Source organism: Mesorhizobium erdmanii USDA 3471 (genome assembly GCF_000472705.1).
In the GTDB taxonomy this organism is placed as follows: Bacteria; Pseudomonadota; Alphaproteobacteria; order Rhizobiales; family Rhizobiaceae; genus Mesorhizobium; species Mesorhizobium erdmanii.
In genome coordinates this window covers 263,076-283,512 of sequence record NZ_AXAE01000005.1, presented here as the reverse complement: position 1 = coordinate 283,512, position 20,437 = coordinate 263,076, and the positions used below count along the sequence as shown (strand labels likewise).

Annotated in this window: 20 protein-coding genes, 1 other RNA gene and 1 pseudogene; 13 read left to right on the top strand and 9 right to left on the bottom strand. The window is 63.2% G+C overall.

Annotated elements, in window-relative coordinates; genetic code table 11:
• Positions 1-105: 105 nt before the first annotated feature.
• Both A3AU_RS0101335 and A3AU_RS0101330 read right to left on the bottom strand, forming a co-directional pair.
• Positions 106-624, bottom strand: coding sequence for a dihydrofolate reductase (locus A3AU_RS0101335; RefSeq protein ID WP_027051178.1), 519 nt, complete (start codon positions 622-624; stop codon positions 106-108).
• Complete coding sequence (locus tag A3AU_RS0101330) at positions 624-1,640, bottom strand: DUF4424 domain-containing protein (RefSeq protein WP_027051177.1); 1,017 nt, start codon at positions 1,638-1,640, stop codon at positions 624-626. Before A3AU_RS0101330 ends, A3AU_RS0101335 begins: the two co-directional genes overlap by 1 nt.
• A 128-nt stretch (positions 1,641-1,768) precedes the next feature.
• Between A3AU_RS0101330 and cobF the strand changes: the two genes are divergently transcribed.
• From cobF to A3AU_RS0101290, 8 genes are all read left to right on the top strand, one after another.
• Entirely contained in the window at positions 1,769-2,545 is a 777-nt protein-coding gene (gene cobF / locus A3AU_RS0101325; RefSeq protein ID WP_027051176.1) for a precorrin-6A synthase (deacetylating), read from the top strand.
• Positions 2,546-2,926: 381 nt separating this feature from the next.
• Positions 2,927-4,462: an FGGY-family carbohydrate kinase gene (locus A3AU_RS0101320; RefSeq protein ID WP_027051175.1), complete on the top strand. Its 1,536-nt coding sequence runs from the start codon at positions 2,927-2,929 to the stop codon at positions 4,460-4,462.
• Complete coding sequence (locus A3AU_RS0101315; RefSeq protein WP_027051174.1) at positions 4,459-5,235, top strand: DeoR/GlpR family DNA-binding transcription regulator; 777 nt, start codon at positions 4,459-4,461, stop codon at positions 5,233-5,235. Before A3AU_RS0101320 ends, A3AU_RS0101315 begins: the two co-directional genes overlap by 4 nt.
• The gene (locus A3AU_RS0101310) at positions 5,232-6,992 is read left to right on the top strand and encodes a glycerol-3-phosphate dehydrogenase/oxidase (RefSeq protein WP_027051173.1); all 1,761 of its coding nucleotides are present in this window, start codon (positions 5,232-5,234) and stop codon (positions 6,990-6,992) included. The genes A3AU_RS0101315 and A3AU_RS0101310 overlap by 4 nt, the downstream gene beginning before the upstream one ends.
• 308 nt (positions 6,993-7,300) lie before the next feature.
• Positions 7,301-7,960 carry a DUF2291 family protein gene (locus A3AU_RS0101305; RefSeq protein WP_027051172.1) on the top strand — a complete coding sequence of 220 codons (660 nt, stop codon included), beginning with the start codon at positions 7,301-7,303 and terminating at the stop codon, positions 7,958-7,960.
• Complete coding sequence (locus tag A3AU_RS0101300) at positions 7,957-9,537, top strand: sugar ABC transporter ATP-binding protein (protein WP_027051171.1); 1,581 nt, start codon at positions 7,957-7,959, stop codon at positions 9,535-9,537. The genes A3AU_RS0101305 and A3AU_RS0101300 overlap by 4 nt, the downstream gene beginning before the upstream one ends.
• A complete protein-coding gene (locus A3AU_RS0101295) occupies positions 9,500-10,657 on the top strand; it encodes an ABC transporter permease (protein ID WP_027051170.1) in 1,158 nt (385 codons plus the stop codon). Before A3AU_RS0101300 ends, A3AU_RS0101295 begins: the two co-directional genes overlap by 38 nt.
• Before the next feature lie 31 nt (positions 10,658-10,688).
• A complete protein-coding gene (locus A3AU_RS0101290; protein ID WP_027051169.1) occupies positions 10,689-11,642 on the top strand; it encodes a D-ribose ABC transporter substrate-binding protein in 954 nt (317 codons plus the stop codon).
• A 54-nt stretch (positions 11,643-11,696) separates the two neighbouring features.
• On the opposite strand, the gene A3AU_RS0101285 is transcribed toward A3AU_RS0101290, so the two are convergent.
• The 4 genes from A3AU_RS0101285 to modA all read right to left on the bottom strand — a co-directional run bounded on the left by A3AU_RS0101285 (position 11,697) and on the right by modA (position 14,756).
• Positions 11,697-12,038, bottom strand: a complete 342-nt coding sequence (locus A3AU_RS0101285) for a winged helix-turn-helix domain-containing protein (protein WP_027051168.1) — start codon at positions 12,036-12,038, stop codon at positions 11,697-11,699.
• A 90-nt stretch (positions 12,039-12,128) separates the two neighbouring features.
• Positions 12,129-13,241, bottom strand: a complete 1,113-nt coding sequence (modC, locus tag A3AU_RS0101280) for a molybdenum ABC transporter ATP-binding protein (protein ID WP_027051167.1) — start codon at positions 13,239-13,241, stop codon at positions 12,129-12,131.
• The gene (gene modB, locus A3AU_RS0101275) at positions 13,238-13,942 is read right to left on the bottom strand and encodes a molybdate ABC transporter permease subunit (protein WP_027051166.1); all 705 of its coding nucleotides are present in this window, start codon (positions 13,940-13,942) and stop codon (positions 13,238-13,240) included. The genes modC and modB overlap by 4 nt, the downstream gene beginning before the upstream one ends.
• Before the next feature lie 19 nt (positions 13,943-13,961).
• Entirely contained in the window at positions 13,962-14,756 is a 795-nt protein-coding gene (gene modA, locus A3AU_RS0101270; protein ID WP_027051165.1) for a molybdate ABC transporter substrate-binding protein, read from the bottom strand.
• Between the two features lie 142 nt (positions 14,757-14,898).
• Between modA and A3AU_RS0101265 the strand changes: the two genes are divergently transcribed.
• Complete coding sequence (locus A3AU_RS0101265; RefSeq protein WP_027051164.1) at positions 14,899-15,108, top strand: TOBE domain-containing protein; 210 nt, start codon at positions 14,899-14,901, stop codon at positions 15,106-15,108.
• Positions 15,109-15,121: 13 nt separating this feature from the next.
• Here the strand turns inward: A3AU_RS0101265 and A3AU_RS0101260 are convergent, their stop codons facing one another.
• Both A3AU_RS0101260 and A3AU_RS0101255 read right to left on the bottom strand, forming a co-directional pair.
• Positions 15,122-15,916: a thymidylate synthase gene (locus A3AU_RS0101260; RefSeq protein WP_027051163.1), complete on the bottom strand. Its 795-nt coding sequence runs from the start codon at positions 15,914-15,916 to the stop codon at positions 15,122-15,124.
• Between the two features lie 177 nt (positions 15,917-16,093).
• Positions 16,094-16,405, bottom strand: coding sequence for a DUF2853 family protein (locus tag A3AU_RS0101255; RefSeq protein WP_027051162.1), 312 nt, complete (start codon positions 16,403-16,405; stop codon positions 16,094-16,096).
• Positions 16,406-16,573: 168 nt separating this feature from the next.
• On the opposite strand from A3AU_RS0101255, the gene ssrA reads away from it, so the two are divergent.
• Together ssrA and A3AU_RS1000000136755 are read left to right on the top strand one after the other, a co-directional pair.
• Positions 16,574-16,934, top strand: a transfer-messenger RNA (tmRNA) gene (gene ssrA, locus A3AU_RS1000000137495).
• A gap of 117 nt (positions 16,935-17,051) precedes the next feature.
• Positions 17,052-17,606, top strand: a pseudogene (locus A3AU_RS1000000136755) (AAA family ATPase).
• A 45-nt stretch (positions 17,607-17,651) separates the two neighbouring features.
• On the opposite strand, the gene A3AU_RS0101245 reads toward A3AU_RS1000000136755, so the two are convergent.
• The gene (locus A3AU_RS0101245) at positions 17,652-18,857 is read right to left on the bottom strand and encodes a multidrug effflux MFS transporter (protein WP_027051161.1); all 1,206 of its coding nucleotides are present in this window, start codon (positions 18,855-18,857) and stop codon (positions 17,652-17,654) included.
• Between the two features lie 182 nt (positions 18,858-19,039).
• Between A3AU_RS0101245 and A3AU_RS0101240 the strand changes: the two genes are divergently transcribed.
• Entirely contained in the window at positions 19,040-19,729 is a 690-nt protein-coding gene (locus A3AU_RS0101240; RefSeq protein ID WP_027051160.1) for a TetR/AcrR family transcriptional regulator, read from the top strand.
• Positions 19,730-19,893: 164 nt separating this feature from the next.
• Entirely contained in the window at positions 19,894-20,430 is a 537-nt protein-coding gene (locus tag A3AU_RS0101235) for an SspB family protein (protein WP_027051159.1), read from the top strand.
• Positions 20,431-20,437 lie beyond the last annotated feature (7 nt).

The following is a 20,437-nucleotide window of genomic DNA, read 5'->3' as shown; positions in this document are numbered from 1 at the left end:
TTCTATAGGGACGCCATGGCACGCTTTCAACGCGATGCGCCGCCGAGTTCATCCGTTTTGGGCCGGTAGCGACCCTTTGTCGTCCTTCAATGCACTTTTTGTCTATCAATGTATCTGGCGGCGGCGCTCGTAAACCGAATAGCGCGTCGCTTGGCTGTCCTTTTCCCCGGCCGGAAACTCCTGCGAACCGACCACGCGCCATGTCTGAGGGTCGATCGGCGGGAAATGCGCGTCGCCCTCGACGGTGGCCAGCACATGCGTGACGTGCAGCCGGTCGGCCAGCGGCAGCGCCTGCGCATAGATCTCGGCGCCGCCGATGACGCAGATCTCGTCCACGCCGGTCATGCAGCGTCCGCGCACCGTCGCCAGCTGAATTGCCGCCTCCAGCGTATGCGCCACTTCGACGCCATCGGCGCGCCAGGCCTTGTCGCGGGTGACGACGATATTCAGCCGGCCCGGCAACGGGCGGCCGATGCCTTCATAGGTCTTGCGGCCCATGATGATGGGCTTGCCCATCGTATCGGCCTTGAAACGCTTGAGATCGGTGGACAGCCGCCAGGGCAGCCCCCCGTCCCGCCCGATCACGCCGTTCTCGGCGATGGCGACATAGATCGCGACATGCATCAGTTCGCGTCCCCGCCATTGTTGTCCGACGGTTCGAGCAGCAGGATATCGATGTCGTGCTCCGGGTAGAAATCGTTGGCGGTCATCTCGAAGGTTGTCGGCCCGACCTTCTTGACATTGTCGCCACAGAACGAGACCAGGGCTTTTGCGTTGCCCTTGTCGATGGTCAGCTTGAACTTGCCGATCGTGCCGGCCGCCCAGTTGCCCCCGGTGGTCAGGATATAGGCGATGCGGCTTTCGTAGAATTTGGGATAGCCGTCGGCATTGTCCTTCGCTGCCTTGCGCACCGCGTTCTCGAACGTGCCGTCCATGCAATAGCGGGTCTTGTAGGCCGCGTACGAGCCTTGAAACTGGCCCTCGCTGAAAAAACTGACCGATGACGTGCCGCCGACGCTCGGCTTGTAATGGTGCGAGACTCGGACGTCCTTGTTGGCCGGAAAAGTCGAGCGCCACCAATAGGTCGAGCGCAGCTGCCACCATGGCGCATAAGCTGATTTCATGCCGTCGCCATTATCGGCTGTGTCTTCGATGATGATGCCGCGGTTGACCCAGTCCTCGGCCACTGCCTTTGGCAGCTTTGCCAATGCCGCCTTGGCCGCGTCGCCGAACGGATTGAACGGCACATTCTGCGCCTTCAAATCGGCGCTGATGTCGATGCCAAGCGCGAACACCTTCTGCTCGAGTTGCGGCTTTGCCGCGACGCCGTCAATCGTCACCTCGAAGCCCAGGAAATTGTCGTGCTGGTTTTCCGGGATAGCCGGCATCTCCTCGGGATTACCCGAAATGTCGGGCAACGGGAACGCGACGATCGCGTCGACATCCTTGTCGGTGTTGTTGTGGAAGACGTAGTCGACCGTGACCTTTTCGGGCGAGATGAAGAGGTCCTCGCTTTGCATCGCGACCGCATCGCTGCGCGACAGGATCAGGCCGCCGGTGCCGAGCTCGGCGACCGAGTCGTTGGCCGATGCGGATGCCGCCGACAGGGCCAGCACGGTGGTCAGAACATATCGCAGCATGAAAGCCCCCTCGGCGAGAATGCCGGCAGGACCCTAGCCGTTTCAATGCGGCGTTCAAAGCCCTTGCGTGACCAACCCACACTGGTCGGGCTGGACTAAAAGTTTCCGATCGGGCAGGAGTTCGCCCCATGCGCAAGCTTCTCGTCATCGGCATCGGCGCCGGCAATCCCGACCACATGACGGTTCAGGCCATATCAGGCCTGAACCGCGCCGACGTGCTGTTCATCCCCGATAAGGGCGCTGGGAAGACCGACCTTGCCGAATTGCGGCGCGAAATCTGCGACCGCTTCGTCACCAACCCGAAATCGCGTCGCGTCGAGTTCGACGTGCCGGTACGCGCCGAGCCGGCGCCGTCCTACCGCTCGACCGTCGACGACTGGCACGAAGCGATCGCCGCCATCTATGAAGGGCTGATCCGCGACGAGATTGCCGAGGATGGCTGCGGCGCCTTCCTGATCTGGGGCGATCCCTCGCTCTATGACAGCGCGCTGCGCATCCTGGAGCGGGTGCGTCTGAGGAGCAATATCGCCTTCGATCTGGAGGTCATCCCCGGAATCACCGCTATCCAGGCGCTTGCCGCCAGTCACAAAATGGCGCTGAACCGCATCGGCGATTCCATCCTGATCACCACCGGCCGCAGGCTTACCGAAGAGGGTTTGGCCGGAAATGCCGGCAGCACCGTCGTCATGCTGGACGGCAAATGCGCCTTCAACACGCTGGATGACAGGGATGTCGTCATCCATTGGGGCGCCTATCTCGGCACGCCGGACGAGATCATCCTCTCCGGCCTTCTCGGCGACGTCGGCGCCGAGATCGAAAAGGTCCGCGAGGAAGCCCGTCGCGACAAGGGCTGGATCATGGACACCTATTTGCTGCGCAAGCCCGGCGAGCCCCAAGGCGACTAGAGCCTGACACAGACACGAATCGGGCTGTTACCGCTGCCAGCCTCCAAGACCGTGGTAGGCGGGCTGGGCGACATGTAGCCATGGCTTGAATTCTATACCGTCAGGCTGAACATGGACGCCTCCCCGGCGGCGGGATCACACAGTCGACGGTATAGAAAGCTGCTTTGAAAAAAGCAATAAATCCAGCATATTGATCAATCCATGCGGCCATTATCACCGTCCTTGCCGCACATGGTCGGGAAGAAATCACAAATATTGACGTTAAGATAACACCATTGTATGGTCGATTGCGTAGCTTGGTACGCGCATCGCAGTTTTCGTTTGGCCGCCGTTTCAGTTCGTTGCCCATGAGTTCATGGGACGCCGGCGAGGGTAATTTCCATGTCCAGCCTGCTTGGGATCGACAACGGCCTGACGGTGACGAAGGCGGTGATCTTTGATGCCGATGGGTCGCAACTGGCGGTGGCCAGGCGCCGGGTACCGCAATCGATGCCGCATCCGCGATGGGTCGAACGCGATATGCTGGGCCTCTGGCAAGCGACCGCCGAGGCGATCAGGGAAGCCATCGCTCTGAGCGGCAGGCCGGCTAGCGACATCAAGGCGGCGGCGGCTACCGCGCATGGCGACGGGCTGTATCTGCTCGACAGAAATCGCAGGCCGCTCGGTCCCGGAATATTGTCGCTCGACAGCCGCGCCGGCGAGATCGTCGATGAATGGGAAAAGGGTTCTGTTTTTGCCGAGGCCCTCGCCCTGACCGGACAGGTTCCGCACGCTTCGGCACCATCGGCGATACTGGCCTGGCTGAAAAAGCACGCCCCGGAAGACTTCAGCCGGATCGGCCATATCATAGGCTGCAAAGACTGGCTGCGCTTTTGCCTGACGGGCACGGTCGGCACCGATTTGACCGAGGCGAGCACCTCGTTCACCGACGTGCGCACGCAGGCCTACGCACCGGAAGCGATGCGTATCTTTGGGCTGGGGGAGCTGTTCGCGGCCTTGCCTCTGGCCACGCATTCGGCCGACATTGTCGGCTACACGACCGCTGACGCGGCAGCCCTGACCGGGCTTGTGGAAGGCACGCCGGTCGCTTGCGGCCTGCATGACGTCACCGCTTCGGCGCTTGGCATCGGAGGCCACCAGGATGGCGTCGTCAGCATCGTCGCCGGCACCTACTCGATCAATGAAGTGGTCTCCACCGAACCGCGTACCGACCCGCGCTGGTTCTGCCGCAACGCCATCGACCTCGGCCGCTGGAACAACATGTCGATCTCGCCGGCCTCGACGGCGAATTATGACTGGTTCCTCGACACGCTCTGCCGCGCCGAACAGGAAGAAGCCAAAAGGACCGGCGGCTCGATCCACGAGATGCTGGCGGCGGAGATCGTCAGCGCGCTGAAGAAGCAGTCGACCTTGCTCTTCCACCCCTATCTGTTCGGTTCGCCCTACGGCAATGCCGCGAGCGCCAGCTTCGTCGGCTTGCGCGGCTGGCATGACCGCGGCGATAGGCTGAAGGCGGTGCTGGAAGGCATCGCCTTCAACCACCGCACCCACGTAGAAGCCCTGCGCGATAGCTTTGCGGTTCGCGAGGTTCGGCTGACCGGCGGCGCCTCCCGCAATCCTGCATTCGCGCAGATGTTCGCCGACGTGCTCGGCGTGCCGGTCATTGTGACCTCGACCGACGAAGCGGCCGCCTACGGCGCCGCTCTGTGCGCTGGCGCGGCGGTCGGCCTGTTCGCCTCGCCGCAAGAAGGCGCGCGCGCCACCTGCACCGTGAGCCGCCAATACCGGCCGGACCCGTTGCGTAGTGCCGTCCTTGACGAGCGCTATTCCATCTATGGCCGCGTTGCCGAGCAGCTCAGGCCGAAATGGGTGGAGATCGAAAGCCTTGCAGGGCAAGAAATGGGGGGCGCGACATGATCAAGGCAGACGAACGGCGTGAAGAAATCGCCGAGTACGTGATAAAACTCGGCCAGGTGCGCATCGACGATCTGGTCGAGCATTTCGGCGTGTCGCGCATGACCATCCACCGCCATATCGATCAGCTGGCGCATCAAGGCGTGCTCCGCAAGCTGCATGGCGCCGTCACCGTGCAGCCATCCGGCCTCTACGAAAGTACTTTCCGCTACCGGGTAACGGTTGGGCGCGCGGAGAAGGACGCGCTGGCCCGCGCCGCGATGGATTATGTCGAGCCCGGCCAGGCGGTGATCTTGGACGATTCGACCACGGCGAATGCCGTTGCGCCGCTGCTGCTTGACGTCACGCCGCTGACCGTCATCACCAACAGTGTGTCGACGGCGGCATTGCTGACCAATGTCGACGACATCGACTTTATCTGCCTCGGTGGCCAGTACCATCGCACCTACAACGCCTATATCGGCATCGTTTGCGAGAACGCGATCTCGCGCTTGCGCGCCAATCTGCTGATCTGCTCGGCATCCGCGATCAGCGGCACCACGGCCTTCATCCAGGACCAGCATGTGGTGCGGGTCAAGCAGGCGATGATGGCGGCGGCGATCAAACGCGTGCTCCTGGTCGACCATTCCAAGTTCGACAAAGTGGCCTTGCACGTGCTCGACGATTTGGTCAGCTTCGAGGCGGTGCTGATCACCGACGGCATCAGCGACAAGCATGCGCAAAAGCTGGAGCAGGCCGGGGTACAGTTGCGCGTCGTCAAGACGGCGAAGCCATGAATTTAACCGCCGAAAGCCATCACGGCTCCGAGCGGCGCTCCGGCATCCCCGGTGACGGCGATGTCGATGTCATTATCCTCGGCGCCGGCATCAATGGAGCCGGCCTGTTTCGCGATCTCTGCGCGCAAGGCGTCAGTTGTTGCATCGTCGACAAGGCGGATTTCGGCTCCGGCACGAGTGCGGCGCCCTCGCGCCTGATCCATGGCGGGCTGAAATATCTGGAGACCGGCGAGTTCGGGCTGGTGGCGCAGTCGACGCTGGAGCGCAACCTGCTCCTCAAAAACGCACCGCACTATGTCAGCCCGCTGCCGACGGTCATCCCGATCTTCTCCTGGGGCAAGGGCATGTGGGCCGCGCTGCGCACCCTCCTGGGCTCGACCAGCGCGCCGCGCAGCCGAGGCGCCATCCTCATCAAGATCGGCCTGATGATCTACGATTTCTACGGCTCGCGGCACCGCGTGATGCCGCGCCACCGCCTCGTCGGACGACGCCAGGCTCTGCGCGACATGCCGGCGCTGACCGGGTCGATCGTCGCCACCGGCACCTATTACGACGCCAAGATCAGCCATCCCGAGCGGCTGGTGCTAGAGCTCATCGCCGATGGCCTCGCGGCCAATCCCAGCTCCAGCGCGGCCAACTACACCGCGCTGGTCTCCTCCTCGAACGGAGTGCTGGCGTTCAGGCGGGAGAACGGCGGACGCGAGTTCTCGCTGCGGCCGAAATTGGTCATCAACGCCGCCGGCCCATGGATCGACCATGTCAACGCCGCGCTCGGCGCTCCTTCCAGGATGATCGGCGGCACCAAGGGCTCGCACATCGTCCTGAAGCACGACGCGCTGGTGCAAAGCCTGGCAGGGCGCATGCTGTACTTCGAGGCCGACGACGGCCGCATCTGCCTCGTCTACGACTATCTCGGCAAGGCGCTCGTCGGCTCGACGGATCTTGCGGCCGACAACCCGGATACGGTTCGCTGCGAGCCGGACGAAATCGATTATCTGCTGGAAAGCGTGCGCACGCTGTTGCCGGGCATGAGCTTCGAACGCGACCAGATCGTCTATGCCTATAGCGGCATCAGGCCCCTGCCCTCGTCCGACGCCGCTGTCCCCGGCCTGATCAGCCGCGACCATTCGGCGCCCGTGGCGGAACCGGCGCCTTCGCGCCCCTTCCCGATCATCTCGCTGATCGGCGGCAAATGGACGACGTTTCGCGGTTTCGCCGAGGAGGTCGCCGACACCGTGCTCGATCGCCTCGGCCGCGACCGCAAGGTGACTATGCGCACGATGCCGATTGGCGGCGGCAAGGACTTTCCGGCCGACACGGCGGCACGGGCGAGCTGGCTGGCCAATGCCGCATCAGCTTCAGGCGTCGACGAGGCCCGCCTCGACCAACTTTTGTCGCGCTACGGCACCAATGCATTGCGGATAGCCAGCCACCAGAGCCCGTCGAACAACGAAGATCGCTTGCCGGACTCGCATGACTACAGCCTGTCGGAGATCGACTACATCGCTCGCAACGAATTGGTCGAGCATCTGGCCGATATCGTCATGCGGCGCACGACGCTGGCCATCAGCGGCGAACTGACGAGCAGCGACTTGCAGCGGATCGCCATGGTTGCGGGCCAGGCGCTTGGCTGGAACCCGCAAAGGACAAGCGATGAGATCGATGCGGTTGTCGCGCGGCTCAACGGCACCAATTTGATGGGACTGCAGTCGGAGCGACACCCGCGAACCGCGAGCGAGTGCGCCAAACAGGCTTGAGCACGGAACGGCCCCTTGCCGTCTTGAAAACAAGCGTATCACAGTCTCTGTGAGATATTAATCGCCTAAAAAAGACAGCAAAATCAATTGCATTGCTCGATTTATATCAGCCATACGGTCACATGAATGTTACATTCTTGCCAAAGTATCACACTCATTGACGGTAATTTCACATCGATGTATGGTCGATTACACTGGAGGAGCACGCTGCCGGAGGGGTCGATGCAAGCGAACCGCCCGTACAGCGGCTTGTGCGGCGCTGCGTGCCGACAAAACGAAATCGCTGCCATTACACAGGTCGTCACAGCATGAGTTCGCACCCAGCAACCACCACGATGAATCGGCGAGGATCGCCAGGCGTCCGTTGGGTGATCGTCGCGGTCGCGATCCTGGTCCTGCTCGGCGCGATGATCCTCGATACCAAGGTCGTCACCGTCGGCTCGGCCGAAGATACCCGCAAGGCCGCCTTCTCTCCGGAAGCGTTCGGCAAGGCTGAGTTTCCGAACGTGCAGTCCGCCGTGGAACAGCGCGCCGTCGATGCCCCGACGCTGGCGTCGGCCATCGTCAAGGACAAAGTGGCCGCGGAGAAACAATATGGCGTGCCGGCCAATGTCGGCACCGAATTCTCGGTCAAGTTCACCGGCGTCGTCGGTGAGGGAAAGTCCGGCATCTACACCATCAAGGTCGCAGACGTCCCCGATGCGCTGGTCGTTCGCGTCCAGACCGGGCCGGCGATCAACGGCACCGAGTTGCGCGACGCAACCGGTACGATCACGTTCGGCCAGTTCACCAACCAGATAGAATATCAGAACGCAGGATCCGCGCTGAACAACGAGATGAAGAAGCAGGTGCTGTCGACGATCGACAGCACACAGCTCACGGGAAAGACCATCTCGGTCGTCGGCGTCTTCAAGCTGATCAATCCCAAAGGCTGGCTGGTCACGCCGGTGAAGCTGAGCGTCCAATGAATGCGGCGCCTGAATTCGAGCCGGCCGCCGGCGACACCGTGCTTGCGGCCCGCCACATCGTAAAGACCTATGGCGGCACGCACGCCCTCAAGGGCGTCAATTTCGACATCCATCGCGGCAAGGTCACCACGCTGTTCGGCGAGAACGGCGCCGGCAAATCGACATTGATGAAGATCCTGTCCGGCGTCACCACGCCGACATCGGGAAGCATCGAGCTCGATGGTCAATCCGTCAGCTTTTCCTCCGCGTCCGACGCCCGCGATCGCGGCATCTCGATCATCCATCAGGAGCTCAGCCTCGCGCCCAATCTGAACGTGCGCGACAACATCTTCATGGGCCGGGAAATACGCGGCGCGACCGGGGTCGATTTTGCCGAGGAAGCCCGGCAGACGCGGCTGCTGATGGCAGATCTCGAGGAAGACATCGATCCGCTGACCCTGGTCCAGGATCTGCGCCTGGGGCAGCAGCAGATCGTCGAGATCGCCCGTGCGCTTTCGGTCGATTCGCGCATCCTGATCATGGATGAGCCCACTTCGGCGCTTAGCGCCACCGAGGTGGAGGTGCTGTTCAACGTGATCCGCGACCTGACGGCCCGCGGCGTCTCGATCGTCTACATTTCGCACCACCTCGAGGAGGCGCTGCAGATCACCGACTACGCCGTGGTGCTCAGGGACGGAGCGATCACCGCGACGGCCAACGCCAGGCACATCAACCTCGAATGGATCGTCCGCAACATGGTCGGCGAGAACTTCGACCTCGGCTCGCCGCCCGCGGGATACGCCTTCGGTGAGGTCGCCTTGTCGGTCGAGGACGTCAGCATCGCCGACGCGTCGAGTTCGGAACGGTCGGTCGTCGACAGGCTCTCGCTTGAAGTACGCAGCGGCGAGATCGTCTGCATCTACGGGCTAATGGGCGCCGGGCGCACCGAACTGCTGGAATGCATCGCCGGGCGCCTGCAGCCGTCGGGCGGACGCATTTTGCTCGGCGGCAACGACATCTCCCGCCTCAGCATCGCCGAACGCATCGCCCGGGGGCTCGTCCTGGTGCCCGAGGACCGCCAGCGTGACGGTCTGGTTCAGACGATGTCGGTAGGCGCCAACCTGTCGCTCGCCAGCATCGGCTCCTTCGTCAGGGGAATGCTGTTGTCGCGGTCGCAGGAGCGGTCGCTGGTCCACGCGTCGATCCGCGACGTGCACGTCAAGAGCGCTGGCGGCAACGCGCCCATCGGATCGCTGTCCGGAGGCAACCAGCAAAAGGTCGTCATCGGCAAGATGCTGACCACCAATCCGAAGGTCATGCTGCTCGACGAGCCGAGCCGCGGCATCGACATCGGCGCCAAGGCGGAGGTGTTCCGCCTGCTTGGCGAACGGGCGACACGTGGGCTCGCCGTCGTCTTCTCGACTTCGGAAGTCGCCGAGTGCCTGAGCATCGCGCATCGGATCATTGTCATGCATCGCGGCAGGATCTCGGCCGAGTTCGGTGCCGATGCCACGAAGGAGGAGATCATGACGGCTTCCGGCGAGGCCGTGGTCTCCGACCATGAGGAACACAGGAGCCACCATCGTGACCGACGCTAGCCCAGACCGCAGCCGCTCCCGTCCAAGAGTTTCGGCCGACGGCTTCAGCCTAGCCAAGCTTTTGCTGGAGGGCCGGGCGTTTTTCGCGCTGATCGCGATCATCATCGTCTTCTCGCTTCTCTCTCCTTATTACTTCTCGGTCGGCAATTTCCTGACCATGGCCTCGCATGTCGCCATCTTCGGCATCCTGGCGGTCGGCATGCTGCTGGTCATTCTCAATGGTGGTATCGACCTGTCGGTCGGCTCGACGCTCGGTTTCTCTGGCGTGATCGCCGGCTTCCTGATGCAGGGCGTGCAGTTGTCCACGTTCGGCGTCATCCTCTATCCGCCGGTCTGGGTCGTCGCGGTGCTGGTCTGCGTGCTCGGCGCCCTGGTCGGCCTGATCAACGGCGTGCTCATCGCCTGGCTGAAGGTGCCGGCCTTCGTCGCCACGCTCGGCATGCTCTACGTCGTGCGCGGCGCCGCGCTCCTGATGACCAACGGCCTGACCTACAACGATCTCGGCGGCAAGCCGGAACTCGGCAACACCGGCTTTGAATGGCTGGGCTTCAACCGCCTGCTCGACATCCCGATCGGCGTGCTGGTCATGGCGGTCATCGCCCTCATCGGCAGCATCATCCTCAACCGTACCGCCTTCGGCCGCTGGCTCTATGCGTCCGGCGGCAACGAGCGCGCCGCCGAACTCTCCGGTGTGCCGGTGAAGCACGTGCAGGTCTCGGTCTATATGCTCTCCGGTATATGTGCGGCGGTGGCGGGCCTCATCCTGTCCTCCGAACTGACCTCGGCGGGGCCGACCGCCGGAACCTCATACGAGCTGACCGCCATTGCCGCCGTCGTCATCGGCGGCGCCGCCCTGACCGGTGGCCGAGGCAATATACGCGGCACGCTGGTCGGCGCCTTCGTTATCGGCTTCCTGTCCGATGGTCTGGTGATCATCGGCGTCTCTGCCTACTGGCAAACAGTGTTCACCGGCGCGGTCATCGTGTTGGCGGTGCTGCTCAACGCCATCCAGTATCGCCGCCGCGTCAAGCTTCCGAGCCCGGCCGGCAGCCCCCCGACTTCTCCACAAAAGGACAAGGCCCAAACGGCCGATCCCGCTCTCGAGAAGACTGCCGGTTGACCGGCGCAATTGTAAACAATGGAGGAACTCTATGTATCGCAGTGCCAGAATTCTGATGCTCTCGGCCTTCGCCCTGGCCGCTCCGATTGTCGCGGCAACCGCGGCATCGGCCGGAGGCCTTATCTCCATCATCGTCATCGATCCGGCCAATCCCTACTGGCTGACCGAAGGCAATGTCGCCAAGGCCGAAGCCGAGAAGCTCGGCTACACCGCGACCGTCGGCGCCTCGAAGGCCGACACCAACACCGAAAGCAAGCTGATCGATACGGCGATCACCAACAAATCCGTGGCCATCATTCTTGACCCGGCCGATGCCAGCGGTTCGATCGGTGCGGTGAAGAAGGCGATCGCCGCCAACATCCCGGTCTTCCTCGTCAATGCCGAGATCAATCAGGAGGGCCTCGCCAAGGCGCAGCTTGTCTCCAACAACGCGCAGGGTGCCGCACTCGGCGGCCAGCAATGGGTGACGGCCATCGGCGAGAAGGGCAACTACGTCGAACTGCTCGGCGCCCCGTCAGACAACAACGCCGCCACCCGCTCGAACGGCTACGAGACCGTCATCAGCCAGTATCCGGACCTCAAGAAGGTCGGCTCGGAAGTCGCCAACTGGGACCGCACCCAGGGCCACGACAAGATGCAGAGTCTGCTTCAGGCCCATCCCGACATCATCGGCGTGACCAGCGGTAATGACGAAATGGCGCTCGGCGCGATCGCTGCCCTGAAAGAGGCCGGAAAACTGGCGAGCATCAAGGTCGGCGGCTTCGATGGCTCGCCGGACGCTGTCGCCGCCATCAAGGCCGGCGACCTGCAATACACCGTGCTGCAGCCGGTGGCCGTCTACTCGGCCAAGGCCGTGCAGCAGGCCGATTCCTTCATCAAGACCGGCAAGACCGGTGCCGCGACCGAGAAGCAGCTGTTCGACTGCCTTCTCATCACCAAGGACAATGTAGACAAGTACACGGCCCCGTTCACACTCTCGGAGTAATGCTGATGAGGGGCGACCTTCGGGTCGTCCCTCACCTGTTCCCGCCCGGTCAACTCAGCCCGCATCGATCTCCGCCTGCAACGCATCCATATGCGTCGTAGCCGCGGCGGTTGCGGCGCGCTCGATGGCGCGAAAGCGGCTGACCACCGCCAGGCCGATGGCGGTCAGTTGCGCGCCGCCGCCCTTGCGGCCGCCGGTCTGCGCCGCGACCAGCGGCTTGCCGAACACCCTGTTCATGTCCTCGACCAGGTCCCAGGCGTGCTTGTAGGACATCTCCATGCCGCGCGCGGCTGCCGAGATCGAACCGAAGGTGGCGATGTGCTCCAGAAGCTCGATCTTGCCCGGGCCGATCCGCCCGTCCGGATCGAGATTTATCCGCAAGCTCAGCGATGGCATCTCTGCTCCTCCGCGGTCATCGGGACTCCTATCGAAGCACTTCGGAAAAACCGCTATTCCAAAACAATATAGCGGCGATCGCCGCACCTGTCAGCCATCCACCTCGAACGGCAGGCCGGCGCCGGTATTCGCCCCGTCGAAGCTCACTGTCTTGACCACCGCGAAAACCTTCCCTCCGAGCCGCAGCTTCAGCGCATGCCGCGACTGTTCGGTGATGCGGGCCAGCACCGTTGCGCCATTGCAGTCGATGCCAAGCTCGACCGCCGGCCCCTCGCCCGGGCGGATCGCCACGATCGTGCCGGGCAGGATGTTGAGCGCGCTGAGGCCTGTCGGTTTCTCCGTCGCGATCATCACATCGCGGGCACGGATGCGGATACGTACGGGGGCTCCGGTCTTCACCGCAAGCCGCGGCACGCGGATCTCGCCGCCGGCCGAGCCCAGCACGGTCATGCCGAACACTTCGTCGTGGCGCAGCACTCTCGTATCCAGCACCGCCCCGCCCTCGCCGCGCTCCTCAGCCGGCAGCAGGTCGAGCCTTTGCATGACCGCTTCGGTCGGTCCGGTGGCAACGACCTTGCCTTGCGCCAGCATCACCACGTCGCTCGCCAGCCGCGCCACCTCGGCGACCGAATGGCTGACATAGACGATCGGGATCTTCGTCTCGTCACGCAGCCGCTCGATATAAGGCAGGATCTCGGCCTTTCGCGCTTCGTCGAGCGAGGCCAGCGGCTCGTCCATGAGCAGTAGCTTGGGGCTGGCCAGCAATGCCCGGCCGATCGCCACGCGCTGCTTCTCGCCGCCAGACAGCTTTGCCGGCCGCCTGTTCAGCAGCGGTCCGATGCCGAGCAGTTCGACGACCGAATCCATCTCTGCGTAACGCTCCGCCGGCGGCGTGAACCAGCGGCCGTAACGCAGATTGCCGGCCACGCTCATATGCGGAAACAGGCGTGCGTCCTGGAACACCATGCCGATGCGGCGCCTGTGCTTCGGCACGAAAACGTCCTTGGCCGTGTCGACCAGCACGCGGCCGTCGACCTCGATGCAGCCCTTCTCGGGCCGGATCAGCCCGGCGATCAGGTTGATGAGCGTCGTCTTGCCCGAGCCGGACGGCCCGAACAACGCCGTCAGCCGCCCGGCGCTGTCGAAACGCGCCTCGATGGCGAAATCGCCGAGCCGGTGGCCGATGTCGACGTGGACGCTCATTCGATGTCCATCCGCCGGCCGACGCGGCGCGCCAGCACTTCCGAAGCAACCAGTGCCGCCATCGAGATGACGATCGAGATCAGCGTCAGCCGCAGCGCGCCTTCGTCACCGCCCGGCACCTGCGTGAACGTGTAGATCGCCGAGGGCAGCGTCTGCGTCTCGTTGGGAATGTTGGAGACGAAGGTGATCGTCGCGCCGAACTCGCCCATCGCCTTGGCGAAGGCCAGGATGGAGCCGGCGATCAGCCCGGGCAGGATCAGCGGTAGCGTGATGGTGGCGAACACCCACAGAGGATTGGCGCCGAGCGTGCCCGCCGCCGCCTCCATCTTGCGGTCGACCGATTCGATCGACAGCCGGATCGCCCGCACCATCAGGGGAAACCCCATGACCCCGCAGGCAAGTGCCGCACCCGTCCAGCGAAACGAGAAGACGATGCCGAAATGCTCGGCCAGGAAGGCGCCGGCCGGGCCGCGCTTGCCGAACGTCAGCAGCAGGAGATAGCCGGTCACGACAGGCGGCAGGATCAGCGGCAGGTGCACCAAGCCGTTGAGCAGCGTCTTGCCCCAGAATTGTCCGCGGGCAAGCAGCAGCGCGATCAGTATGCCCGGCGGCAGGCTGAAAAGCATCGCTACCGTCGCCACCTTGATGGACAGCCGGACCGCATTCCATTCGTCGGGAGTGAGGTCCAGCAGCCAGGTCATATTGCTCTATCGGGCCTTTTCAGTTGCTCGGCGCGAGCACGGTAAAACCCTGTTCCTTGAACAGCGCGCCGGCCTTGGCGGACTGCAGGCATTTCAGGAAAGCCGGCGTATCCTTGTCCTTCGAATCGGCGGTCTGGGCAACCGGATAGACGATCGGCGGATGCGAATCCTCCGGGAAGGTGCCGATCACCTTGACGCCCTTTTCGGCATGCGCGTCGGTGGCGTAGACGATGCCGAGAGCGGCCTCGCCTGTCGAAACCAGCTTGAGCGCCGCACGGACGTTCTCGGCTTGCGCCACCTTGCCCTCGACCGAGGACCAGACGCCGAGCGATTCAAGCGCCGCCTTGCCGTACTTGCCGGCCGGCACCGCCTTGAAGTCGCCCATGGCGAGCTTGCCGTCGCCGATCAGCTTGGCGAGGTCCAAACCCTTCTCGATCTTGGTTTCAACCGTCGAATCCTTCGGCGCCACCAGCACGATCTCGTTGCCGAGCAGCTTCACCTCGGTGTCGGGCTTGGTCAGCTTCTTGTCGGAGAGATATTTCATCCAGTCGAGGTCGGCCGAGATGAAGACGTCGGCCGGCGCTCCCCCCTCGATCTGCTTGGCCAGTGCCGAGCTCGCGGCATAGGATACGGTCGCGGCCTCGCCGACATCGGCCTCGCAGGCCTTGTTCACCGCGTCGAGCGCGTCCTTGAGGCTGGCAGCCGCAAACACCACGACCTTGTCTTCCGCGTGCGCGGCCGGCGCCGCCGCCAGCAAAGCCGCCGCGAAGCCGCCAATGGCCATCGCCCTCAACCCGAAACCTTTGCGCGTCATCGAAACTCTCCCTGGTTTGAAATCCGTGCGGCGCGAAGCCTGCCGATCGATATATCCGCATGAATATAACAAGGGAAGGCCCAGCACCAGAAGTGACCTCGGTTTTGGGAGAACGACATGCAAAGAAGCAAGGGAGAGCACACTGAAGATCCATGCCCGCAACGTCCTCGAGGGGACGATCACCGAGATCGTCAAGGGAGCCACCACCTCGCATGTCAGGATCGACATTGGCGGCGGCGCCATCGTCACCGCCTCGATCACCAACGAGGCGATCGCCGATCTCAAGCTCGAAAAGGGCCAGCAGGCCTATGCCGTGGTCAAGGCCCCGGACGTGATGGTCGGCATCGATTGAACCCGTCTGTGGCTCAGACCGCTATCGGCGCCTTGATCGAGGCATCGGCGAGGTAGTTTTCCAGCCGGAAATCCTCGAAGCGGAAGGCGAACAGATCCTTCACCTCCGGATTGATCCACATCGTCGGCAGCACCCTCGGCGTGCGCCGCAATTGTTCGCGCGCCTGTTCGAAATGGTTCGAATAGAGATGCGCATCACCCAACGTGTGGACGAAATCGCCCGGCTTCAGCCCGGTCACCTGCGCCACCATCAGCGTCAGCAGCGCATAGGACGCGATGTTGAATGGCACGCCGAGGAAGATGTCGGCCGAGCGCTGGTAGAGCTGGCAGGAAAGCCGGCCCTCGGACACGTAGAACTGGAACAGGCAGTGGCAGGGCGGCAGCGCCATCGCTTCCACCTCGGCCGGGTTCCACGCCGAAACGATCAGCCGCCGAGATTGAGGATTGCGGCGTATCTCCTTCAGAAGATTGGCGATCTGGTCGATCGATCCGCCATGGCCATCCGGCCAGGAGCGCCATTGCTTGCCGTAGACCGGGCCAAGGTCGCCATTCTCGTCGGCCCATTCATCCCAGATCGTAACGCCGTGGTCGGTGAGATATTTAATGTTGGTGTCGCCGGCCAGGAACCACAGGAGTTCGTGGATGATCGACTTCAGATGCAGCTTCTTGGTCGTGGTGACCGGAAAGCCACGCGCCAGATCGAAGCGCATCTGGTAGCCGAAGACGGAGCGCGTGCCGGTGCCGGTGCGGTCACCGCGATCGGCGCCGTTTTCCAGCACGTGCTGCAAGAGGTCGAGATACTGGCGCATCGGTTCCGGCTCGATTCGAGATTTCACCAATCATAGCGCAAGTGCGCGCCGACGCCACGCCTGTCTGAAGTCTTTCCCACCCAGATCGGGGGCAGAGCCTCTTCAGAACTCACTCTGGCGAGCCGGAGGCGCAGGAACCCGCGCCAGCCGGCGGCCAGAGTAGCATCGTCAGAGGTCTCAGAGCGAGCCGAGTTTGCCCAGATCCTTGGCCACCAGATAGTAGAAAGTCACGCGGCCCTTGCTGTGATCGGCCGCCATCGCCTTGCAGGTCTTCTCGATCGAGGCGTCGGCTTTGGCCCCGTCACTGACGCCGAGTTTCTTGGCCACCCAGCTCTCCTTGACGCGCTCGAGTTCCTTCGGGTCGGTGCAGGACACCAGCGAGGAGTCGCGGTTCCTGAGCGCAATACCCAGATGCTTGACGATCTTTTCGACCGCATCGGCGCTGGCGCCCGCATCGTACTTCTTCACGTCTGCAAGATAGTCGGCCATTAAAATTCCCCTCGTCGGCGCCACGGATCCGATCGATGAGGGCTGTGGCGCGCTTTGCAACCTGTGCGCTAGGTCGGTAACGCCTCACCGTCCGCAAAGCTTCCGTTGAGACCGCGTCCAAGTCAACCCTTGCCGTCGCAATTTGACACAGGGACAAAGCCCCATTGCGGCCTTTCATTTCCGCGCAACGCCCCCTATATTCGTTTTGTCGGCTTGACCGACTATGGCGATAAATGGGCGATGAAATAAGCCGTTCGGACCCGGGGGCGGTACCCGGCGCCTCCACCAAAAGCCGCTGTCGACGACAGAGCGGTTTTTGCTGGGGGCGAAATAGGATCGACGAAGGTGTAAAGATCGTACTTTTGCCCGGCATTGTACCACCGTCATCGGGCTAAACTTATAGTTGCCAACGACAACTATGCGGAAGCACGTCTCGCTGCTTAATGCAGTGCGATAGCTTCAAATCAAGCCCTAGGGGTTCGCACTTCTAGGCGGGGTTCGGAGGTACCTGGCAACAGAAACCTCCACTTCTCCCCTCCTCCAATTCGCGTCATGCGCAACGGCAGCTTTTTGCCGTCCAGACTTCGCTCGGCCCGTCGGCCGCGAAGTGACCGCATCACGTATCTCCTTCCCCGTAGGCAAAAAAATGCAAAACGATTCCGATCGATTCTTCGTGCTGACCGGTGGCCCGGGCTCCGGCAAGACCACACTGATCGAGGCGCTGCGCCAGACCGGCTTTGCGACGGCGCCGGAGGCCGGGCGCGGCATCATCCGGCACCAGGTGGCGATCGGCGGTCCTGCCCTTCCCTGGCACGACCGCGCGCTCTTCGCCGAACTGATGCTGTCGTGGGAGTTGCGTTCCTGGCATGCCGCGCATGCTGAGCCCGGCCCAGTCTTCTTCGATCGCGGCGCGCCTGACGCGATAGGCTACCTCAGGCTTTGCAGCCTGCCAGTGCCGGATCATGCCATTAGCGCGGCCAAGACATTCCGCTATGCGCGCCGTGTCTTCATCGCTCCGCCCTGGTCGCAAATTTTCGCGCAGGATGAAGAACGCAGACAGACGCTCGACGAGGCTATACGCACCCATGATTCGGTGGCTGGCGTCTATGCCTAGCTCGGCTACGAACTCGTCCCCCTGCCGCTCGCCCCGGTCGAAGAACGCGTCCGCTTCATTCTGGACGAGACCGGCCCGCGGGCATGAAAAAGGCCGGGGCAAGCCCGGCCTTTCCCAGGTATTTGCGGCCGCCTACTCAGCGGGCGCCTCGACGGCTTCGCGCGAACGGCCAAGCGTGACCTTGGCCAGCGTGAACGAGATCACCGCACAGAGCGTGATGCCGGCGACCATCGGCAGCGGCGTGCCGTCGAAGAACACGCCGGCGACGCCCATGGCGAGCGCGCCGATGGCGAAGTGCAGCGTGCCCATCAGAGCCGAGGCCGTGCCGGCGATTTCGCCATGTTCTTCCATGGCCAGCACCGAGGTGGTGGGGATGACAAGGCCGAGGAAGCCGTAGCCGACGAACAGCAGCGCCGCCATCACGTCGAGCCGGTCGACGCCTGTCGCCATGATCGCAAACAGCACCACCATCGTCGAGGCATAGCCGGTCACCGCGACGCGCACCACGCGCCGAAGCCCGAAACGCTCGGCCAGCAACCCCGTCAGCTGCGACATGCCGATGAAGGCCACGGCATTGATCGAGAAGAACACGCTGTAGACCGAAGGCGACAGCCCGTAATGGTCGATAAGGATGAAGGACGAGCTCGACAGATAGACGAAGAAGCTTGCAATGCCGAAGCCGGCGATCGCCACCAGGCCAAGGAAATTGCGGTCACCCATCAGGAAGCGGTAGCCGGCAAGTGCGGTTCCGAAGGAGGAACCGACGCGTTCTTCCGCCGGCCGCGTCTCCTTGAGCGAGGTCGCGAGCAGGATGGTGGCAAGGGCTGCCGCACCGGTGACCGTCCAGAACACGGCGCGCCAGCCGAAATTCTCGATGATCTGGCTGCCGGTCAGCGGCGCCAGGATCGGCGACACCGAAAACACCAGCATCAGCAAGGACATCAGCTTGGCCGCCTCGTTGCCGGTGTGCAGGTCGCGCACGATGGCGCGCGGCACGGCCATGCCGGCGCTGGCGCCAAGGCCCTGCAGGAAGCGGAACGCGATCAGCCACTCGATGGTCGGCGCCATCGCCGAACCGATGCCGCCGACCATGAACAGCGCAAGGCCGCCATAGAGCGGCAGCTTGCGGCCGACCATGTCGGAGATCGGCCCGACGACGATCTGGCCAAAACCCATCGACAGGAAGAAAATCAGCAGGCTCATCTGCACGGCGGCGGTGCCGGCGTGAAGATCCGCGCCGATTGACGGCAAAGCAGGAAGATACATGTCGATCGCGAACGGGCCGATAGCGGACAACAGGCCGAGCACGACCGCGATGCGGAGGAATTTGGGACTCATGATATTGGCTTCTTTCGAATCTGGCTGCCGCCAAGCGGCGTCTAACCCCAGGACGTTCCATCCCATGAGGTTCCGACACTCCAAGGGCAAATTCTATTCCCCCGGCGCGAAATCTCTTTATCGTATGTCCACAAATTTAGACACCCTTGTCCAAATCGTCAATCACCTCTATATAGATTTTCATGAGAGCTAGCGTTTCTCCTGACACTTTCCCGCCACGTGGCCATGAGGCCAAGCGCCTGTCGATCGTCGACGCCGCGGCGAGCGTGTTTTGCCGCGAGGGCTACTCCGGCGCCAACATCGACCTGATCGCCGCCGAGGCCGGGGTGTCGCGCCAGACCGTCTACAACCACCATGGCGACAAGGAAAAGCTCTTCATGGCCGTGGTCCGCGACCTGACCGAGCGCTGCAATATCGGCATTTTCGCCACCATCGCCACCTTTCCTGATCAACCCGGCGATCTCGAAGCCGATCTGATCGGCTTTGCCGTGCGCCTCAACCAGAACTGCATCTGCAACCGCGACGGAAAATTCCTGCGCAAGCTGATCCAGACCGAAGGCGAGCGCTATCCCGAATTGTTTGCCGAGTGGCGCGAACAGGGTCCGGGCCGGACATGGCCGGCGATCGCCGCCCGCTTCGCCCGGCTCGCCTATAGCGGCTACCTCGCCATCGACGACCCCGACGTCGCGGCACGACAGTTTCTCGGCCTGGTCAACGCCGAATTGCAGACCACCTTCATGCTTGGCGGCTCGCCATGCGAAGACGAGGTCGTGCAATCGGCGAAGAATGGCGTGCGCACCTTCCTGCGGGCTTTCGGCCGGCACCCTGCCCCGGGCGGCATCAAGAAGCACACTGCGCTGGCTAACGCCTGACATTTGCGCTTGCCGCCATCCCGCCTTGCCGAAACAAGCCGCCTTGCCGATCAAATCATTCGCAATAGTCCTCGTCTCGGTGCGGCGGTGGGCTATATCAGGTTTACGCCGCGCTCAAGCTTGATTACAGCTATGCGGACGATTCAACGGAACCCGACCACCCCATGGCCGACGACCACATCCGCTACGACATTCTGGCCCAGGAGGCGTTGCGCGGCGTCATGCGCAAGGTCCTGGCCGAGGTCGCACGCACCGGCCTCCCCGGCAACCATCATTTCTTCATCACCTTCCTGACCGGCGCGCCCGGCGTGCGCGTTTCCTCGCGCCTGCGCGAGCGCTACCCCGAGCAGATGACCATCGTCATCCAGTTCCAGTACTGGGACCTCAAGGTGACCGACACCGGCTTCGAGGTCGGGCTGTCCTTCTCCGACGTGCCGGAAAAACTCGAGATCCCGTTCTCGGCCGTGCGCGGCTTCTATGATCCCTCGGTCAATTTCGAACTGGAGTTCGACGTCAAGACCGACGCGCAGGTCGAAGAGGAAGCGGCCCAGCCTGCGCCCGAGCCACTGACCATCGTTACCGAGAAGAAGCCTAAGGCCGAGAAGAAGGCTGCCGCCGAAGCGGAGAAGAAGCCCGCTGCGGCCGAAGCCGGCGCCAAGGGCGCCGAAGTGGTTTCGCTCGACGCCTTCCGCAAAAAATAGCTCGGCC

Bases quoted from the DNA above. Each gene is read 5' to 3' on its own strand.
- cobF (WP_027051176.1), top strand. From the start codon at position 1,769: ATGCGCAAGCTTCTCGTCATCGGCATCGGCGCCGGCAATCCCGACCAC.
- modA (WP_027051165.1), bottom strand. From the start codon at position 14,756: ATGACGCGCAAAGGTTTCGGGTTGAGGGCGATGGCCATTGGCGGCTTC.
- A3AU_RS0101335 (WP_027051178.1), bottom strand. From the start codon at position 624: ATGCATGTCGCGATCTATGTCGCCATCGCCGAGAACGGCGTGATCGGG.
- A3AU_RS0101330 (WP_027051177.1), bottom strand. From the start codon at position 1,640: ATGCTGCGATATGTTCTGACCACCGTGCTGGCCCTGTCGGCGGCATCC.
- A3AU_RS0101315 (WP_027051174.1), top strand. From the start codon at position 4,459: ATGATCAAGGCAGACGAACGGCGTGAAGAAATCGCCGAGTACGTGATA.
- A3AU_RS0101295 (WP_027051170.1), top strand. From the start codon at position 9,500: ATGAGGAACACAGGAGCCACCATCGTGACCGACGCTAGCCCAGACCGC.
- modC (WP_027051167.1), bottom strand. From the start codon at position 13,241: ATGAGCGTCCACGTCGACATCGGCCACCGGCTCGGCGATTTCGCCATC.
- A3AU_RS0101255 (WP_027051162.1), bottom strand. From the start codon at position 16,405: ATGGCCGACTATCTTGCAGACGTGAAGAAGTACGATGCGGGCGCCAGC.
- A3AU_RS0101245 (WP_027051161.1), bottom strand. From the start codon at position 18,857: ATGAGTCCCAAATTCCTCCGCATCGCGGTCGTGCTCGGCCTGTTGTCC.
- A3AU_RS0101305 (WP_027051172.1), top strand. From the start codon at position 7,301: ATGAGTTCGCACCCAGCAACCACCACGATGAATCGGCGAGGATCGCCA.
- A3AU_RS0101285 (WP_027051168.1), bottom strand. From the start codon at position 12,038: ATGCCATCGCTGAGCTTGCGGATAAATCTCGATCCGGACGGGCGGATC.
- A3AU_RS0101290 (WP_027051169.1), top strand. From the start codon at position 10,689: ATGTATCGCAGTGCCAGAATTCTGATGCTCTCGGCCTTCGCCCTGGCC.
- A3AU_RS0101310 (WP_027051173.1), top strand. From the start codon at position 5,232: ATGAATTTAACCGCCGAAAGCCATCACGGCTCCGAGCGGCGCTCCGGC.
- A3AU_RS0101320 (WP_027051175.1), top strand. From the start codon at position 2,927: ATGTCCAGCCTGCTTGGGATCGACAACGGCCTGACGGTGACGAAGGCG.
- A3AU_RS0101235 (WP_027051159.1), top strand. From the start codon at position 19,894: ATGGCCGACGACCACATCCGCTACGACATTCTGGCCCAGGAGGCGTTG.
- A3AU_RS0101240 (WP_027051160.1), top strand. From the start codon at position 19,040: ATGAGAGCTAGCGTTTCTCCTGACACTTTCCCGCCACGTGGCCATGAG.
- A3AU_RS0101260 (WP_027051163.1), bottom strand. From the start codon at position 15,916: ATGCGCCAGTATCTCGACCTCTTGCAGCACGTGCTGGAAAACGGCGCC.
- modB (WP_027051166.1), bottom strand. From the start codon at position 13,942: ATGACCTGGCTGCTGGACCTCACTCCCGACGAATGGAATGCGGTCCGG.
- A3AU_RS0101300 (WP_027051171.1), top strand. From the start codon at position 7,957: ATGAATGCGGCGCCTGAATTCGAGCCGGCCGCCGGCGACACCGTGCTT.